This is a genomic window from Haloferula sp. BvORR071 (genome assembly GCF_000739615.1).
GTDB lineage: Bacteria > Verrucomicrobiota > Verrucomicrobiia > Verrucomicrobiales > Akkermansiaceae > Haloferula.
Window position 1 is genome coordinate 62,962 of the sequence record NZ_BATP01000003.1, and the last position, 17,458, is coordinate 80,419.

Below are 17,458 nucleotides of genomic sequence, written 5' to 3' on the forward strand. Positions count from 1 at the left end.
CCGGTCGCTCGCTTGCTGGCTTCAGCGGAAGCGCGCGCGGCGCAGCAGGTAGAGGCCGATCAAGACGCAAGCGATATTCGGCCCCCACAGCCCCGCGAGCACGGCGGCCTTGGTGGTGCCACCCGACATGCTGCAGACGAAGTAGGCCGCACCGATCAGCAGGCTGAGCACCAGACCGGTGGAGGTATCCTTGCGCCGGGCCTTGATCCCGAGCGGAATGCCGACGAATGCGAAGGCCAAACAGGCGAAGGACGAGGCGTAGCGGCGTTGCTCCTCCGACCAGAAGCGCGAGATTTGAAGGCGCCGCGAGAGGGCCTCGTTCTTGGCCAGCTTGGGATCCGTGGCCAGGTATTCCCGGATCTGCCGATTGGTCATGGTGTTCGCCTTCGGCTTCGGCGGCTTCATCTCGAAGGGAATGACCGCGGGAACGGCCTCGCTGGCGACGATCATCTTGACCGCACCCTTTGTCCCGTCCTCCTTGTCCTTCTCCGTAGTCTCAAGATAGGCGTCGAAAAGGCGGAAGTTGAACTGGCGTTTGACGAGGTCGGCTTCTGTCTGCGCGCTCTGCGCATGTACGTAAACCGGCGGCGTATAGATGAACGGCGAATTCGGGTCCTTGGGGTCCTTCCTCTTCTTCTCGGCGACCTTGAAGAGGTGGAGATTCTTGATGTAGCTGCCCTTCTCGTTGGACTCCCCCAAGTAGACGCGCACGCCCTTGGCAGTTTCGTCCAAGCGGGCCAAGCCATCGGTCTCCGCGGCCGCGCGCAGCATGCTCAGCGGATCTGTAAAGAAGGCCCGGACGAAGATGTAGTCGACCTCGTTGTTGGACTTTGGCGCGATGGTGACATTCAGCCACAAGCAAAGAGCCGAGAGGGCGCCTGCGATGGCGAAAACCGGGGCCGAGAGACGGGCCAAGCTAATGCCAGCCACCCGGAAGCCAGTCAATTCCTGGTCCGAGGACATCCTGCCGAAGACCAGCAGGATGGCCGAGAGGAAGGCCCACGGGATGGTGTAGATGAGCGAGGCGGGGATGCTGGCGACGACGAGCTCGGCGATGACCGACAAGCGGGCTCCGGCGTCCACCAGCAGCGGGCGGATCTTTTGGAAGATGCTGCCCATCACCAGGATGGTGCTCAGGACAAGGATGGCAAATACGGTGCTAGCGAGCACCTGGCGGCCGATGTAGCGGTCGGAAAGACGCATGCGTGTGGGGGGAGTCTGGGCGCCGGGGGGGGGCCTGTCGAGTGGCGAAAAAGGGCCCCGGAGAGTCGACCGAGGCCGGGACCGCTGCCTAACGGTTAGCAAATCTGGCCGAAAATCCTTGCCGCGGGCATTCCGGTTGCTTTCCTACCGGTCGAATTTGTCCCGGAGGAGACTTCGGGCTGATTCGACCTCCCGTCACGGTGGTAGGAGTTTCCTCGCTCCTACCTTCATCCCAGCCAGCCCGAACCCTCACGCATGTCCCCAAACCCAGACGCCGCTGAATTCCGGTTCCCCCAGATTTCAACCCGCCGCGGTGCCCTAGGCACCCTCGGTCTTGGGGCTATTGCCTTCCTCGGCTCAAACGCCCGGGTGGCAGCGGTGACGGGCAATGCCCCGCCGAAGGTGACGGTAAATCCTTCGCTCACCCGGACCACGAGCCCGGTCAACACTAACACGGCTACCGCCAAGACCCTGCAGGTCTTGCCCTTCGATTCGTCGAACCTGCCGCAGGAGTGGGTGCAGCGCCAAGGGAACGAGCTGAAGATCTACTACTCTTATTTGGTCGCCTGCCGCCTCCAGCACCTGACGCCGGAGCAGATCATCGATGCCCACGCCAAGCAGCACGGTCTGCTGTGGAATAGCCTGCCGCCGCGCAGCCTGTGGCGCCAGATGGTACCGACCTTGCGGGTGATCGACCGCGTGGCGATGGAACTCGGCCAACCGGTCGGGGAGATCGTCTCCGCCTACCGTTGTCCGGCTTACAATGCCACCTGCCCGGGAGCCCGCAGTGGGTCTTGGCATCAGGCGAATGTGGCGGTGGATGTGAAATTTGCCGCTGGGCCATCTTCCGTGGCAGGTGCCGCCCGCAAGCTGCGCGGCGCGGGGCTATTCCGCGGTGGTGTCGGTCTTTACGACACCTTCACCCACGTCGACACCCGCGGCGAGAACGTCGACTGGTAAGCCGGTCGCTTGGCCGGATCCTGACTCCTGTACGCCCCCCGGGCGCCGAAGGAGTCCAACCCTCCGACGCCCGGAAATTTCGACAAACGAGGAACCCTGACTTGTTCCTAACTGACATCCTCAAGTCGCCCGAAAACGGCTGCTTGGTGACGTCGCGACACTAACCGATTCCGGCGGGTGCGGAACACCGTCATCGCGTAGTTCCGGGGAAAACGCGGAGTCGGAGTCGAAGAACGGATGCTGGCTCAGACTAAGACCTTGCCGGACATGGTCTGGAGCAGGGCGTCTCGATTCCAGAAGTCCCAGCCCTCGACGAGTTGGCCATTCTTGACCCGCAGCCAGGTGACGCCTTGGAAGTCCACCTGGGCGTCGCTGGGTGAGAAGCCCAGGCCGGCACCGGTGTGGTTGCCGCTGGCACGCCAGTGGACGCAGACGTCATCCCCATCGCTGAGGCAATTGATCATGGTCAGCTTCAGGTCCGGCACGGCGCGCAGGAATTCCTGCATGAAGGCTTCGAATCCAGCCGGACCGATGACGTCCTCGCCACCTTCGAGGTGGCCGACGGCATCCTCCGTCATGAGTTCCCGCATCAAGGCCGTGTCCCGGTTATTCCACATCGGGCCGAACCACGCTTCACCAACTTCCCTGGGGGTACGTGTCGAGTTCATCGCGCTGACTTGTCTAGCGATGCTCGATGATCTCTTCCAGCGGAAAGCGTGCCTTGGGAGTTGAAGCGTATTTATCTTCCGCCGACCGGTAGCCGACGGCACAAGCGACGGAAGTGGCGTAACCGGTGCCAACAAGTCCGAGGACCTGGTCGTAACCGGCGGGTTCCAAGCCCTCCAAGGGACAAGTGTCGATTCCGAGGGCTGCGGCGGAAGCCATGAACTGGCCCAGCGCGATGTAAGTCTGGCGCATGTTCCAGCCGTGGCGGGCTTCCGGAGTCATGGCGGCAGCGAAACCGGTGATGACATTTCGATAGCCACTCAGGCTCTCCGGGCTGCGGCTCTGGATGGACGACAGCGAATCCATGAGGCGGTCCACATCGGCTTCCGTCATGTCCGTGCGGGTAGTGAAGACGACCAGGTGGGAAGCATCCGTGACCTGCGATTGGCCCCATGACTTTTTGGAGAGGTCCGCCCGCACTTCGGGGGAGTCGATCACCAGGAACTTCCACGGCTGCAAGCCGAAGGAGGAAGGCGTGAGTACCAGCGAGTGCTCAAGCACCGCCCAGATCTCAGCGGGGATCTTGCGCTCGGCGTCGAATTTCTTGGTCGCGTAGCGGAACTGGAGGGATTCGATGAGCTTTTCGGGAGTCATGGGTAGCAGGTTGGCGCAGGAAGAAGAGCGATCTGAAATTTCAAATTTCAAATTTGAGATATTATTGGGCGTCCAGCCTGAAGGGCACCGAGCCGGAGGGGAACTCCTTCAGGGTGACGCTGAAGATCACGCCGAACTCGTCCTTGAATTGGTTGTCGCGCTGGGTGATGCCCATCGAGGCGACCCAGGAATTGAAGTCGCGGTGGATGGTGTATTGCTGGACTTCGAGGGTGCCGCTATCGAGTTCCCAGAGTTGGAAGAAGCCGACGCCCCACTTGTCATTGAGGCGGGCGAAGGCGCGGAAGTCGACCCGCTGTGAGTCCGGCAATACGGGGTGGTTGTCGAGCAGGCGATGGCCGATTGAAAACTCGAGGTTTTCGGTCGGCATGAAGCGGGCGCGGGCGGCGACTTCAGAGAAGCCGGCGTCGTCGTCGATCACCGGGAACTGGGTCTCCAAGGTCATGCCGAACCACGGCAGCGGATTCCAACGCAGGTCGTTGTAGAGGTTGGACAAGTTCCGGTCGTAGTCGGGGTCGGTGATGAAGGCATCGATGTAGGTATCCATCGATAGCCAGTCGAAGCTCTGGCCGTCGCGCTTCGTGATGAGCTTGTTGCGAACACCGAAACGGAAGATGTTCCAGTCCCGCAGGCTATCGATCGCGGTGAAGCTGGGGACTGAGAGCGGTTGCGGGCGGGTGCTGAAGGTTTCGCGGTCGACCGCCGGGAAGAGCGGATCGAGATCGTCCGTCGAGACGTAGGAGAAGCGGGCGTAAGGTTGGATGACGTGCAAGAGGCCATCCAGACCGATGCTGCGGTTCTGCACCACGCCGAGGTCCTTGGAGAACTTCATGGACGCCTCCGCACCGGCGGTGAGGTGGATGCGGTCCATCGAATCGGACGGGCCGTCGGCATCCCAGTAGCGGCTGTAGCCGATGCCGAGTTCCGGAGTCAGGCTGAGCCAACCGCCGATGTTAGCCGGCATCGAGAACTCGTGATAGGTATGGAAGCGGTTGTAGCCGGGGCTATCGAGTTGATTGATCAGGCCGGGCAGCAGGGGGCTGCCGGGTGGCAGCGAGCGGATCTGCTGGATCAACTGGCGCTCGTAGGTCGGCAATTGACTGAGCAGGACCGGGACCAGTGGATCGTTGGTGGGTAGCCTCAGGAGCGAGTGGATCGTGGAGGCTGTGGCACTGCCGATTTCTTCCTCGATGAAGGAGAGGGAGATGCTGCCCTCGTGCAGGATCGGCAGGTCGAAGAGCGGACGGCGGGCAAAGTCCAAGGCAACTTCCGGGGCTCGGGTATCGGAACGGTAGAATTCGTTCGGGCGGATGCGGGCGAGGGCGCTGAAGAGGGTGCCGTCATCGCGGCGATAGAGGCCGATGGTATTGTCCGGACTTGGGTCGGTGCGGAAGATCTCAGGCTCGAAGTCTTCCAGATAATAGTTGTCGCTGAGAATGTTCAGGTTGGCGTCCAGGCGCCATTCTCCATCTTTATCGACCTTTTTGAGCTCCTTGAAATCGAGCGGGAAGCTCTGTTGGAAGGCGAAGCGGTAGCGGTCGTCGCCGACGTCCGTGCGCGGCAGACCGGTCCGGCTGATGTCCGGATTCATGTCGTTCGCGTAATAGATCGAGAGTCCGGTCAGGTTCGGGTTGTGCTCCTTGGAATCCAGCAGATCGACGCCTGCGCCCACGCCGCGGCGGCTGCGCATGTCGAAGTGCCAGCGGGAAAGCAGCCATTCGTTGTCGGTCTCGCCGGTTTTGGGATCGGGGTTGCCGCCCAGCATGATGCCATAGCTGTTGAGCAGGAACACGCCCCAGTTCGATCGCGCGCCCGGCACGAAGTGGTAGCCCAGATCGCCGTCGAGCGGTTGGGAGAGGTAGGGTAGCCAGAAGATGGGGGTTTCACCCGCGTAGAGGCGCAGGTTCTTGAAGACCACCTTGTCGTCCGGATAGATGGTGGTTTCCTTGGCACGCAGCCAGAAGCCGGGCTCCTCCACGTCGTGGGTCGTGACCCCGGCGTCGTGGCCCACGTAGACCTGCTTGCCATCGCGGTCCTCCACGCTGAAGCGCCCCGCCTCAAGGAGGAAGGGATCCACGCCAGCACGCAGGCCGGAGGCATCCATCTTTTCCTCCTTCCAGAAGAAGACCAGTTCGTCACCGCGCTGCAGCAGGTTGCCGCGATAGACGCTGACATTTCCGGTCAAGGTGACCGACTCGGTCTGGGTATCCGCCACGGCATGGTCGGCGAAGACTTCCGTCCCCTGTTTGGTGGTCATCTTGACGTCACCATCAATGTAGAACTTGTTTTCCTTGCCCTTCCAGACGGCCTTCGAGGACCGCAGCTTCATGCCGTTGTCCGTCTCGACCTCGAAGGGGCCGGAGAAGTTGTAGACCTGCTCGACGAGATCGAAGGTGTTGGTATTGCCGGTGCGAACGATCTTCAGGTTCTTCGGCGTCCCGGGCAGTTGATTGGTGGCACCCGGAAAAAGGTCCATCTTTGGCGGCGGCGGGACCGGGGCGATGGGAAGGGGCGCCTCTGCTGGGGGAGGTGGCTCCGGGAGGACTTCCTCGGGGTTCTGTGCGGCGAGCCGGATCGTGGTAGTGAATAGAAAAGCAGGGAGAACGGCGACCCTCATCGTGGCGGGATGAGACGGGGTCCCGGATTTGAAGTAAAGGGGGAAAGCCCGAAAGCGGTTGCGGGTTGAGGCGAAGCAGGGAATTTGTTGGAAAATGACATCTCGACCGGAAACCCTCGCCATTATTGGAGCCTCCGGCTTTATCGGCCGCGAGCTGGCACGGGAGGCCGCCGCCGCGGGCTGGTCGGTCTGTGGCTTCAGCCGGAAGGTCAAGCGGCGGGACGGGGTGGTGGCGGAGTGGCGGGACTGGCGGGAGGTCCCGGATTTCAGCGGCATTTCTGCGGTCGTGAACATGGCCGGCGAGCCGATCAACCAGCGCTGGACGGCGGATGCCAAGCGGCGCTTCTATGACAGCCGGATCGGAGCGACCTCCCGGATCGTGCGCGGGCTATCGATGCTCGGCCGGACGGAGCGCCCCCATGTCCTGGTGAATGCCTCTGCGGTGGGGATTTACGGCGAACGGGGTGACGAAATACTCGAGGAAGGGGCCCCCACCGGAACCGGCTATCTGGCGGAACTCTGCCAAGCGTGGGAAGACGCTGCCGATGGCGTCGGACGGCTCGGCCCAAGGGTAGTCAAGCTGCGCAGCGGCATCGTGCTGGGCAAGGAGGGAGAGTCCTTCAAGAAGATGCTCCTGCCTTTTCGGCTCGGGCTGGGCGGGCGCTTGGGCACGGGCAAGCAGTGGATGCCGTGGATCCACGTCGCGGACCTGATCGCGGCGATCCTCTTCTGCATCCGTGGCGGAGGGATCGCAGGGCCGGTCAATGGCTCGGCCCCTGAGCCTGAGCGGAATGAGGACTTTACCCGCAAGCTGGCCGCGGCGCTGCAGAGGCCGGCAGCCCTTGCAGTGCCGGAATTTGCGCTGCGCTGGATGATGGGGGATTTTGCCAGCGCCTTGGTGGGCAGCCAGCGGGCGGTGCCACGGGTGCTGCTGGAGAGCGGGTTCGGGTTCCGCTTTCCGACGCTAGAGATGGCAATGGCGGATTTGGTCGGGACCGGCGCGGCCTCGGCGTGAGATCTTGGAGTGCTGCGACTTCCGGCTATGCCCCTAGTGCTGGACTTCGACGGCGAACTCTTGGAATGCGGTGTTTTCGCCGGTGGGGTTCAGGGGCAGGGGGGCCCAAAGGATCCAGCGGAACTTGCCCAAGGATTCACCGTTAGGGGCGCGCAATGAGGTCGTGAGGAAGGGCGGGCTCGGAGCGCTGCGGGTATCGATGCTGCCGATGGCGGTAAACGATTCCGGATTCCAGCCCGGATCGCTTTCGGCGGCGCTGCCGTAGAGAGTGAAGCACTGTGGGGCACGGTTGCCGCCTTGGTTGAAGCTCCAGGTGTTGACGGCGCTCAGGTTGGCAAGGCTGCCGAGATCGAGCTTGTAGAGGCCGGTGACGCCGTTGCGGAACACCGGTCCGTAGTTGGCCGCCAGTTTGCCATCGGTTAGATTGGAGACGGGTTCGTTGGCGGTGGCTGGGAGGGTGAGGACTTTCGCGTTGCTGGCCGCGGGTGGCCTGAGAGTCTTGAACCCGCCCGGATTGCTGGCGCCCTCTGTGAGAAGGTAGGGAACCCTTCCTAGATGAAGGGTTTGCAAAGTCTGATTGCGGACGACGGCGATCTCCAAGGGCGTGTCGCGCAGCTCCATGAGAATGGAGAAGAGATCCTTGGTTCCGCGGACTTTGCGGCCCTGGATGCTTTGCAGAAGGTCATTCTCCCGGATGCCTGCCTTTGTTGCGGCGGAGTCCGCTGGAACTTTGACAAACTGGACGCCGCCATCTTCCCGCGCGACGCCGAAGGCGGAGAACTCCTCGCCTTCGATCCCATGCAGCTTGGCACCCAGCCAGAAGGCCGCGGGTTCGTTGCCGCTGATCGACCCGGCAGAATGCTCCAGGGCGGGGAAGTCAGGGGATTTGGCGAGCCTCTTGAGGGCTGGCTTCTTCACCCCGAATTGATCCATCGGGAAATTCTCGAAACCGGCCTTGAGTGCCGGTGAGCCCTCTTTGAGACGATAGTCGCCATGGGGGGGATCGACGAAGTCCGGGGCGATGGCGATGGACTGGTTGTCGCTGCCAAGACTCTGGCATTTCGCGAGGGCGGCGGGATCGGTGAAGTAGTTGCCAGCCATTGCGGATTGCCAACCATCGGGCATGCCGATGACGGCGTGCGGCCTCATCAAGATGTTGCCGTTGAGCGAGTCGCCGCTCTGGTCGAACCAGACATGGGGGTGGAGGCCATTGTTGACGATGATGTTGTTGTGGGCCTTGCGGCCGTAACCTTCGCGGAACTTGAGGCCGCCGGCGAGGAGCAGGTTACGATAGATGTCGTAGTTGCTGGAGCCGTCGTCGAGGTCGATGTCCCAGCCGTGGTCGCAGCGCCAGCGGGAATCTCGGATCACATTGGTGGCCACCGCGTCCAGATAGGGGAGCTTCGGGTTCTTTTTTACCGCCGGCTCGGAAACACCGCGGTGATTGCGGAACCAGTAGCGGTCGCGGCCCCAAGAGTTGAAGGACCCGTGATCGTGCGTTTCGAGCACCGTATCGAAGACATCGCACCGCTCGATAAGATGGCCGCCCCAGCAACCGTCGCCGATATTGATGCCCGCGCGAGCGCAGTCGTAGATCGATAGATCGCGCAGGGCGATGCGGGCCGACATGGAGATCTCGACTCCAGCCGGTTGACGCTCGACGCGGCCGATGCCGGTGATCAGGCAGTCTTCCACACTGCAATCGGCGGGGTAGTTATTGCCCTTCGGGCCCTCCGTCAGGTCGATCTTCGAGAGGTCCTGGCCTTGGGCATATTCGGAGAGCGGATTGCGCACCGCGGCGGGATCGCCGACGAAGCAGACACCGCTTGCGCCAGTGTCGTGGATGTAGCAGCCCTTGATCCGCACGCGGCGGTTGAAGTTGTTCACAAAGACCGCGTTGCCGCCCGGCTGATCGAACTCGCAATCCAGAATCGCAACATCGCTGGCACCGGTGAGCGTCACCGCACCACCGCGATAGATGGTCCAGTCCGAGCGCAGCAGCGGCTCGCGGTTCTCCATGAAGGTGCGGGCCGCATGGCGGATGACGAAGCCTTGGAAAGTGAGATGGTGGACCGGCGTGGATTCCGTGCCCGCGATGTCGATCAAGCGGTTGTGGCGCACGACTTCCACACTGGCGGAGCTGAGATCGATCTCCGGCCCCGGTTTGAAGTAGAGCGTATTGGTCTTCGCGTTGTGGAACCATTCCCCGGGCGCATCCAGCTCCTCGAAGATGTTTTCCACCATGCGCTGTTCGGCGTGCATGCCCATCTGGCGGTTGTTCTGCCAGCCGCCCTCGTAGGCCAAGGTGCCATCGGGATTCTTGCCGGTAATGCGGTAGTGGTAACCACCCCAGCGGGCGACGTGCATGGCATGGATGTAGCCGCCAGCGGGATCGGCCCAACGGGCGGCGCGCTCCTTGGAAATGGCATCCGTAGCATAGCCCTGATAGGCAGCGGTCGGCTTCGCGGGATCGTAGTTCGGGTAGCGGGCCATCCGCTGGCGGGCACCACCGATGAATAGTTGGTCGATGCTGAGGCCTGCCGGGGTGGCGGCTTGGAAAATGCCGTCGCGGAAGGGCTTCCACTCCAGGGGCAGCCTGAGGCCGCCGCTGAGGATCGCCTTGCCCTCATGCTCGGCCTTCCAGACGACCGGGAAGGACTCGCTGCCGGAATCCTCCGCCTTGAGGGTCAAGGGCTCGGGAAGATAATAGGTGCCATCGGCCAAGTGAATCGTGACGCTCTCCTTGCCTGCGAGGGGCCGTGCGGCAGCGCGGGCCTTGGCGAGGGTAGCGAAGGGGACTGCGGCGCTTCCCGTTTGGGAGTCATCGCCTTGAGGGGAGACATGGAAATCGGCAGCGCTCGCGAGGAGCGGGGCAAGGAGAAGAGGGACCAGGCAGCGCATGGCGAAGAAGGCAGAGTGGATGGAGAAACGTGGCTAAGAAACCCCATTTTTCTGCTCATTTCCTGCGTGCAGTGGCGCCGGCTTGCGGGCTCAATGAACCACGAGGCCGCCTTGGGAGAGCTCGACGAAAGACGAATCGGCCAAGGCGGAGCTAATTGAGGGCCAATGCTTCTCAACCATCTCCAAGAGCTGACGGTTGGAAATGTTGCCCGTCGAAATGAGCAAGAGCTTCGGTGGGCTGGTCGTGAGGAGGTGGGAGTCCACGAAGTCCGAATCCTTGGTTACAACCACGAAGCCCTCCTTGTCCGCCAAGGCCCGGATGGCGCCGTCGCTGGTTCGGTTTCCCTCAGGGAGGTCGAGGGTGTGCCGACATTCATGACCAGCCTTGCCAAGTAGCGTGGCCAAAGTCTTCGGCAACTGCGCATCGACCAGAAACTTCACGCCGCGGGCAGTGGCTCGAAGCGTTTCACCCGGCTCAAGCGGGCGGCATAGGCGTGAGCGGCCCGAAGGTCATCCGACTCCAAATCCGGGTAATCCGTCAGAATCTCGGCTTCGGTGGTTTCCCCGCTGAGCAGATCCAGAAGAAACTCCACCGGATAGCGCAGCCCCCGGATGCAGGGTTTGCCGTGGCAAACCTCTGGCGAGGTGGTGATTCGCTTGAGCAGATCCTCGGCTGGCATGCCCGGAAACTAAGGGATTTCAGGTTTCCCCGCAAGGCAGCATCGGGGGACCGCGACCGGCGGGATTCAGCTTGCGGGGCGGGGTGGGGGCTGGTTCGCTTCGGGCCGCCCATGGCTGCACCCCAGAACACGATCGCCTTGGTCTTCGACTACGACCAGACGCTGAGTCCCCGCTATATGCAGGACGACGTGCTGTTCCCGGAGTTTGGGATCGATCCGGCGCAGTTCTGGAAGCGGTGCAACACCTTGGTGGTGGAGCAGCAATGGGATGGCGAACTGGCCTACTTGAAGTGCCTGCTGGACTACCTGCAGATGGATCAGGTGAGCAATGCCCGGCTCTCCCAACTGGGTGCCGGCTTGCGTTTCTTCCCGGGGATTCCGGAAATCTTTGATACCCTGCCGGGTGCCTCTCTGGGCGCGGTCCACGAGGCGGCGGGGATCAAGATCGAGTTCTACATCATTTCCTCCGGTCTCAAGGCGCTGCTCGATGGCAGTCGGCTCAAGAACAAGGTGAAGGCGATCTTCGGCTGCGAGTTCGGCGAGGATTCACAGGGCCACATCAGCTTCCCGAAGCGGGCGATTTCCCACACGACCAAGACGCAGTTCCTGTTCCGCATCAACAAGGGCATGCTGGAGTACTCGCAGGATGTGAATGACCACATGCCCGCCGACCAGCGGCCGATCCCTTTTGAGAACATGGTCTATGTCGGCGACGGTCCGACTGACGTCCCCTGTTTCACGGTGATGAACAAGAATGGCGGCCACGGCATCGCCGTCTACAATCCCGACGATTCGACCGGGAAGAGCTTCCGGAAGTGCTTCCAGCTATCGACCCATGCGAACCGGGTGAAACACATCGCGCCCGCGGACTACCAGCAGGGCAGCCACCTGTGGCTGCTCTTGAGCGAGATGGTAAGCGAGATCGCCGACCGGATCCTGCGCCGCCGAACGGAAGAGCGGGACAATGCCACGGTGGCAGCGCCGACGTTCTGAAGACAATGGAACCGCCAAGACGCCAAGCTCGCCAAGGGTCCGGATACCCGCAGGCAGGATGTGGCGCGGCTCCAGTTGTTAGAGGCAGGGCGGCCTGAGGAAAGGGCCCCTGATTGAGAAACCCATTTGATTCATGTCTGAGAAGAAGCATTTCCATTTCACCGGCGTCTGCGGGACGGCCATGGGCGCCGTGGCTGTGGCGATGAAGCGCAAGGGCTTCACCGTCACCGGGTCCGACAACAACGTCTATCCGCCGATGTCGGATTTCCTGCGCAATGAGGGAATCGTGATCACCGAGGGCTATCGTTCTGAGAATCTACCGGCAGGTGCGGACGTTATTGTAATCGGCAACGCGATCAGCCGCGGCAATGAAGAGGCCGAGGCGGCGCTGTCCCGCAAGTTGCTCTACCAGTCCTTGCCGGAGGTGATGAAGGAGCACTTCCTGCGCGGCAAGCGGAACTACGTGGTGAGCGGAACCCATGGCAAGACCACCACCAGCTCGATGCTGGCGTGGATCTTCCTTTCCGCGAGCCGTGACCCCGGTTGGATGATCGGCGGCCTGCCAAAGAATCTCGGCCGCGGTGCGCAATTCAGCGACTCCGAGTTTAACGTGCTGGAGGGTGACGAATACGACACCGCCTTCTTCGACAAGCGTTCCAAGTTCCTCCATTACCTGCCGGAGGTGGCGGTGGTGAACAACATCGAGTTCGACCACGCCGACATCTATTCCTGCCTGGATGAGATCAAGCTCACCTTCAAACGCCTGCTGAACGTGGTGCCGCGCACCGGCTGCGCGATCATCAATGGAGATGATCCGAATTGCCGCGAGGTGGCGGAGTCGGCTCCTTGCCCGGTGAAGACCGTGGGAATCGGCGAGGGCAATGATCTGCGGATCACGGAGATCGGGTACGAGGCGGATCGTAGTTCCTTCACGCTGGGCGGCGAGCGCTACTCGCTGCACATGACCGGTGAGTTCAACGTGCGCAACGCGGCGATGGCTACGGCAGCGGCCCTGTTTGCCGGGCTGACAGCGGACGAGATTCGCACCGGGCTCGAGTCCTTCGGTGGTGTGGCCCGACGACAGGAGCTCCGCGGTGAAGCCGGCGGGGTGAAGGTGATCGACGACTTCGCGCACCATCCTACGGCGATTAAGTATGCGGTGGGCAGCCTGCGCCAGCGCTACGATGGCGCCAAGCTGTGGATCCTTTTCGAGCCGCGCTCCAACACGACGCGGCGCGCGGTCTTCCAGACGGAACTGGCCGAGGCCCTGGCCCTCGCCGACGAGGCGATCGTCGCGGAAATTCCGGATCTTCACAAGTTCCCCGAGAATGACCGCCTCAACCCGGATCAGCTGGTGATCGACATCCTCGCGAACGGCGGGAATGGACGCTATATCCACACGGTGGACGAGATCGTGGAGACGGTCGTCAACGAAGCCCAGCCCGGCGATGTCGTCGCGGTCTTGAGCAATGGTGGATTCGGTGGGATCCACAAGAAGCTCTTGGAGCGGCTGGGGGCTTGATCGGTGCTGCCGCACATCCCGTAGCGGAATGGCTGCGGTATTCCGCTACAACCAAGAAAAACGCCCCGCCCGGAGTGACCGGACGGGGCGGGGAATCTGTCTAAGATCGGGATCGATCAGGCGTGGGGCTGCTGCTCGTCGTCGTTCTGCGCAACCGGGGCAGGGGCCGCGGGAGCTTCTTCGACGATCAGCGGAGCGGCTTCCACTTCCGCCACAGGAGCGGGTTCTGGAGCCGGAGCTGCAGCGGCCGGGGCCGCGGCTGGAGCTTGAGCCGGAGCGGAACGCGGTTCACGCGCTTCGCGGGCTTCCACGGTTTCTTCGCGGAGAGCCTCTTCGTGCTCCTTGGACTTGGCACCGCTCACCACGAGCTTGCGGCCCATGAAGAACTGATCGTGCAGGACCTCCACCGAGCGCTTGGCTTCTTCGGTGTTGAGCATGTCCACGAAGCCGTAGCCCTTGGACTTGTGGGTGCGGCGGTTGTAAACGATCTCGACGTTGCGGACCGTGCCGACGCCCTTGAAGAGGTCCTTGAGGTCCTCTTCGGAGCATTCGTAGGACAGGTTGCCGAGGTAGATGCGTGAGCCGGCGACCTCGCCTCTCTCTCCACCACGGCGCTCGCGCGGTTCACGGGGCTCGCGAGGCTCACGTGGGCCACGCTCTTGTTGACCCTCAGCACCCGGCTGGCGGGCGTTGCGGGTGTTGGACTTTACTTCGCGTGGAGCGACGACGGCTCCGCTCGGTGGTCCTTCTTCGAAGCGCACGCTTTCGCGGCGCTCGGGGCGTGGTGGGCGGACCGGCTCCTTGTAGAGGCCGAAGATCTTCAGGATCTTCTGCCACAGGGTCAGCGGAGCAGGCTTGAACTCCTTGCGGGGAGGGCGGTTGCCACGGTCACCGCGATCGCCGCCGCGGTTGCCTTGATTGCGTTCGCCGCGCTCACCGCGATCTCCGCGGTTGTGCTCGCCACGATCACCGCGATCGCCGCGGTTCTGGTTGCCTTCGTTGTTGTTCCGGTTGCGATTCCGGCCTTTGCCTCCGCGGGAGCGATTTCTACGACGCTCGCCTCCGGCGCCTCTGTTCGTGTCAGATGGGGCGTTGGACATGTTTTCTGTTCTCGGTTGGCGGGCCTGTCTCGCGACGGCGGGCAGCCGCCCGCTTATCGGGCGGGGCTGCAGGCTCGACCTGCCGGTCCGGGTCGCCGGCTTTCTGGTGCCGGGGATGATCCACCTCTCATTGCGGGACGGGCGGAATTTCCATGGACCCGGGACCTGGCGGCTATCGCGCGCTGGCCCGGTAGTGGGGCAGGCTTCACCGCGTTATTACCGCGTCCGCCGGAGTCCGATTGCATTCCGCCCAAGCGGAAGCTGCTGCCAAAATCTGCGTTTGGCCGGCGGCGGGCAGCCGGAATGGGTCCCGGATCTGCCTGACGCGGGGAGCTTAAAAGGCCTTGGCGCGCAATGCAAGGCGGGACTTCGCGGGCGGCCGGCTCCTCTGAAGCCCTCGAATTCGGGCCCGCTGGAGGCCGTGACAGCGGGTAATATTTTTTCCCGCCGCTCGCTGCGGGTCTTTCCGGTCTTCTCCGCTTGCCCCCCCTGCCGGGAAAGCTAGAGTCCGCGCCGGTTCACGATGCGCGCGCTCATATTCATTCTTGTCGCTCTTGTTTCCTCCGTGGCCCGCGGTCAGCAGGGGGAGGCTTACATGGTGGTGGAAGCTCATTCGGGGAAAGTCCTGATGGCGAACAATTCGACCGTACAGCGGCCGATCGCCAGCCTCACCAAGATCGCCACTGCGGTGATCGCGGTTGATTGGGCAGATGCGACTGGGACTGATCTTTCCCAGGTTTCAGCGGCGGTTCCGGCCTCGGCTCTCGCGATCGGGGGGGCAAATCCCCTGGCGCTGCAAGTCGGCGACCGGCTGACCCTGCGCGACGCCCTCTACTCCGCGATGCTTGGGTCCGACAATATCGCGGCGGCGACCGTGGCCGACCATGTGGGCCGGGAGATCCTGCGTGCGCGGGGCAAGGAAGGCGACGGCGTGGCTGCCTTCGTGGTCGAAATGAACGAGCTCGCCAAGGCGATCGGCCTGAGCAAGACCCGCTTTGCCAATCCCCACGGCCTTGAGCTGCCGAAGCAAAAAGCATTCTCGACCGCGGCGGACGTCGCAAAACTTTCGGTCTATGCGATGCGCAAGCCGGGCGTGACTTTCATCACCCGGCAGAAGGAGCGCCAGATTTCGGTAACCGGCGCGGATGGCAACAAGCGCAGCTACAAGATCCAGAACACCAACGAGCTGATCGGCGAGCCGAACATCCTGGGTGTCAAGACTGGCACGACTACCGCTGCCGGTGCCTGCGTGAGCGTCTCGGTCGAACGCGATCCCTTGGTCCGTGAAGTGAACGGTGAAAAGAAGGCAACCCCGCGGCGCTTGATCATCGTGGTGCTGAACAATCCCGACCGTTTCAACCGTGCCCGAGGCTTCATCGCTCCGGGCTGGGCGAAGTATGACGGCTGGGTTGCCGCCGGAGCTCCGGTGGAAGATCGCGACAGTGAAATCCTCGACGTTCCAAATCCCCGGTAAGGATGGCGCGTTTTTGACTTATCGAACCTGATTCTACACTCCAAATCCTCCTTCGATGCGCATCGGTATTCTCAACAGCGGCGGCGATTGCCCCGGACTCAATGCAGTGATCCACGGCGTCGTGGGAGCAGCCAGCCAGCTCGGCTGGGAAGTGATTGGATTCAAGGACGGCTTTGAAGGGCTCCTGCCTCCCGGCGACTACAAGGTGCTGCGTCCTCAGGATACCTTGGGCATCCTGAAGCTCGGCGGGACGATCCTGGGCACCACCAACAAGGGCCACTTCGCCGCCAAGGTGGGCAAGGGCGATATCGCCGAGGTGCCGGCCGACATCGTGGCCAAGGCCAAGCGCACGATGGAGCAACTGGAGATCCGCGCGCTGATTATCGTCGGTGGCGACGGCTCGCTGACCACCGGCCTGCAACTTTACCGCGAAGGTTGGCCGATCATCGGCGTGCCGAAGACGATCGACAACGACCTGCGTGCGACCGCGATGACCTTCGGCTTCGACAGCGCCGTGAGCACGGTGGTCGATGGTCTTGACCGCTTGCACACCACGGCCGAGAGCCACAAGCGGATCATGGTGCTGGAAGTGATGGGCCGCCACGCCGGCTGGATCGCCCTCTGGGGTGGCATCGCTGGTGGTGCCGACGTCATCCTCCTGCCCGAGATCCCTTACGACACCGAGAAGGTCGCCGAATTCATCAAGGCACGTGATGCCCAAGGCCACCACAGCACCCTTGTGGTGGTGGCGGAAGGTGCCCACCTGCCCTCCGGTGAACTTGCCACGATTGCCGAAAACGCCGGCGGTGAAGTCCGTCTCGGCGGCATCGGTGACATCGTCGCCCATCGCCTCGAATCGCTCACCGGCAAGGAAACCCGCTCCTGCACCCTTGGTCACCTCCAGCGCGGCGGTGCACCGACGGCGCTCGACAGGATCCTCGGCACGCGCTTCGGCGTGATGGCGGTGAAGCTCGCCGAGGAAGGCCGCTTCGGCCGCATGGTCAGCTACCAAGCCTACCACGTGGATTCCGTGCCGATCGAGGAAGCGGTGAACCAGCTTCGCTTGGTCGAGCCCGACGGCGAGATGGTGAAGGCCGCGAAGGCCGTCGGCATCTGCCTCGGCGACTGAGCTGCACAAACGCTTCAGAGAGTTTACGAAGAAGGGCGACAGAGATGTCGCCCTTCTTCATTCCGATTGGCTGCGCTCCGCTCGCTTCAATTCAGTAGGCGAGCAGAAAGACCTCTGTGTCCTTCTTCAGCCAGCCTGCCAACTCGTCCCAGTCTCCCTTGGCGAAGAATCTCCGCTCAAACAGCACGGCCCGCTCGATACCGTCGTTCTTGAAGTGAAGGAAGATCCCTTGGCCTTCTTCCCGGTGTCCAAGCACCGAACTCCAAGGGATGCTATCCACCACCCAGTATCCTGCGGGGAAGAGACGGATGCCCTCTTCATCCATCTCCACATGCCGATCCGGTGTCCGACGCAAGCGCTGATCCCTGACGATCGCCATCACGGCGAGCATCGAGACGAATAGGTAGCTCGAAAACTTGGAGTGATCGCGGGCGAACCAGAGATAGCCGATGAACAGCAGCCAGCACGCAATTCCCGCGCGATACCACGGGCTGTTCTCAGGCCGTTGTAGCGGGAAGACTTTCAC

Annotated in this window: 15 protein-coding genes; 6 read left to right on the forward strand and 9 right to left on the reverse strand. The window is 62.6% G+C overall.

Annotated elements, in window-relative coordinates:
• Positions 1-21 precede the first annotated feature (21 nt).
• On the reverse strand, positions 22-1,203 hold the full coding sequence (locus BV071_RS01255) for an LptF/LptG family permease (RefSeq protein WP_035601077.1): 1,182 nt from the start codon (positions 1,201-1,203) through the stop codon (positions 22-24).
• Between the two features lie 255 nt (positions 1,204-1,458).
• Between BV071_RS01255 and BV071_RS01260 the strand changes: the two genes are divergently transcribed.
• Positions 1,459-2,163 (forward strand): D-Ala-D-Ala carboxypeptidase family metallohydrolase, encoded by a 705-nt coding sequence (locus BV071_RS01260; protein WP_081885706.1) that lies wholly within the window; start codon positions 1,459-1,461, stop codon positions 2,161-2,163.
• 245 nt (positions 2,164-2,408) lie between these two features.
• On the opposite strand, the gene BV071_RS01265 is transcribed toward BV071_RS01260, so the two are convergent.
• The 3 genes from BV071_RS01265 to lptD form a co-directional block, all read right to left on the reverse strand.
• Positions 2,409-2,831, reverse strand: a complete 423-nt coding sequence (locus tag BV071_RS01265; protein ID WP_081885707.1) for an ester cyclase — start codon at positions 2,829-2,831, stop codon at positions 2,409-2,411.
• A 13-nt stretch (positions 2,832-2,844) separates the two neighbouring features.
• Complete coding sequence (locus BV071_RS01270) at positions 2,845-3,483, reverse strand: NAD(P)H-dependent oxidoreductase (RefSeq protein WP_035601086.1); 639 nt, start codon at positions 3,481-3,483, stop codon at positions 2,845-2,847.
• Positions 3,484-3,544: 61 nt separating this feature from the next.
• On the reverse strand, positions 3,545-5,977 hold the full coding sequence (gene lptD / locus BV071_RS01275) for an LPS assembly protein LptD (protein WP_035601089.1): 2,433 nt from the start codon (positions 5,975-5,977) through the stop codon (positions 3,545-3,547).
• A gap of 235 nt (positions 5,978-6,212) precedes the next feature.
• Between lptD and BV071_RS01280 the strand changes: the two genes are divergently transcribed.
• Positions 6,213-7,133, forward strand: a complete 921-nt coding sequence (locus BV071_RS01280) for a TIGR01777 family oxidoreductase (protein ID WP_035601092.1) — start codon at positions 6,213-6,215, stop codon at positions 7,131-7,133.
• 33 nt (positions 7,134-7,166) lie between these two features.
• Here BV071_RS01280 and BV071_RS01285 read toward each other — a convergent pair whose 3' ends face one another.
• The 3 genes from BV071_RS01285 to BV071_RS01295 all read right to left on the reverse strand — a co-directional run bounded on the left by BV071_RS01285 (position 7,167) and on the right by BV071_RS01295 (position 10,714).
• Positions 7,167-10,034 (reverse strand): right-handed parallel beta-helix repeat-containing protein, encoded by a 2,868-nt coding sequence (locus tag BV071_RS01285; RefSeq protein ID WP_052572733.1) that lies wholly within the window; start codon positions 10,032-10,034, stop codon positions 7,167-7,169.
• A gap of 90 nt (positions 10,035-10,124) precedes the next feature.
• A complete protein-coding gene (locus BV071_RS01290) occupies positions 10,125-10,475 on the reverse strand; it encodes a DUF5615 family PIN-like protein (RefSeq protein WP_035601095.1) in 351 nt (116 codons plus the stop codon).
• Positions 10,472-10,714, reverse strand: coding sequence for a DUF433 domain-containing protein (locus tag BV071_RS01295; protein WP_035601098.1), 243 nt, complete (start codon positions 10,712-10,714; stop codon positions 10,472-10,474). The genes BV071_RS01290 and BV071_RS01295 overlap by 4 nt, the downstream gene beginning before the upstream one ends.
• A gap of 111 nt (positions 10,715-10,825) precedes the next feature.
• Here BV071_RS01295 and BV071_RS01300 point away from each other — a divergent pair, with 111 nt between their 5' ends.
• Positions 10,826-11,707: a haloacid dehalogenase-like hydrolase gene (locus BV071_RS01300; RefSeq protein WP_035601099.1), complete on the forward strand. Its 882-nt coding sequence runs from the start codon at positions 10,826-10,828 to the stop codon at positions 11,705-11,707.
• Between the two features lie 133 nt (positions 11,708-11,840).
• Positions 11,841-13,229 (forward strand): UDP-N-acetylmuramate:L-alanyl-gamma-D-glutamyl-meso-diaminopimelate ligase, encoded by a 1,389-nt coding sequence (gene mpl, locus BV071_RS01305; RefSeq protein WP_035601100.1) that lies wholly within the window; start codon positions 11,841-11,843, stop codon positions 13,227-13,229.
• Between the two features lie 116 nt (positions 13,230-13,345).
• Here the strand turns inward: mpl and BV071_RS32280 are convergent, their stop codons facing one another.
• On the reverse strand, positions 13,346-14,329 hold the full coding sequence (locus BV071_RS32280) for a hypothetical protein (protein ID WP_052572734.1): 984 nt from the start codon (positions 14,327-14,329) through the stop codon (positions 13,346-13,348).
• Positions 14,330-14,894: 565 nt separating this feature from the next.
• Here BV071_RS32280 and BV071_RS01315 point away from each other — a divergent pair.
• On the forward strand, positions 14,895-15,803 hold the full coding sequence (locus BV071_RS01315) for a serine hydrolase (protein WP_265593926.1): 909 nt from the start codon (positions 14,895-14,897) through the stop codon (positions 15,801-15,803).
• Between the two features lie 55 nt (positions 15,804-15,858).
• Positions 15,859-16,932: an ATP-dependent 6-phosphofructokinase gene (locus tag BV071_RS01320; RefSeq protein ID WP_035601104.1), complete on the forward strand. Its 1,074-nt coding sequence runs from the start codon at positions 15,859-15,861 to the stop codon at positions 16,930-16,932.
• Between the two features lie 91 nt (positions 16,933-17,023).
• Here BV071_RS01320 and BV071_RS01325 read toward each other — a convergent pair whose 3' ends face one another.
• A complete protein-coding gene (locus BV071_RS01325; RefSeq protein WP_035601106.1) occupies positions 17,024-17,458 on the reverse strand; it encodes a hypothetical protein in 435 nt (144 codons plus the stop codon).